Annotated in this window: 1 protein-coding gene; it reads left to right on the plus strand. The window is 56.1% G+C overall.

The window, feature by feature from the left end; all coding sequences use genetic code 11:
• A partial coding sequence (locus tag I6F12_RS37090; RefSeq protein ID WP_225158557.1) for a 4Fe-4S dicluster domain-containing protein occupies positions 1 to 385 on the plus strand: 385 nt, incomplete at both ends.

A 385-nucleotide genomic window follows, 5' to 3' on the forward strand; every position in this document is an offset into this window, starting at 1 on the left:
ACTCAGCACATTCCCACTGCCCGAGCAAAATCAGCCCTCACGGGTGAGCACAAGGACACCATCGACTGGGGCCCCAACTGGGATGACGATCTTGGTGGCTCCATGGAAACCCTCGATCAGGACCCAGTCCTACACCAAATGAACCTCACGGTACGCAAGTCCATTGAGGATTCATTCATGTTCTATCTGCCGCGCATCTGCGAACACTGCCTCAACCCGACATGTGTTTCTGCCTGCCCATCTGGGGCGATCTACAAGCGTGCCGAGGATGGAATCGTCCTTGTCGACCAGGACCATTGTCGCGGCTGGCGCATGTGTGTGTCCGGCTGCCCGTATAAGAAGGTGTTCTTCAACCATCACAGCGGCAAAGCCGAGAAATGCACAC

The sequence above is a fragment of the Bradyrhizobium sp. IC4059 genome, assembly GCF_020193615.1.
Taxonomy (GTDB): domain Bacteria; phylum Pseudomonadota; class Alphaproteobacteria; order Rhizobiales; family Xanthobacteraceae; genus Bradyrhizobium; species Bradyrhizobium yuanmingense.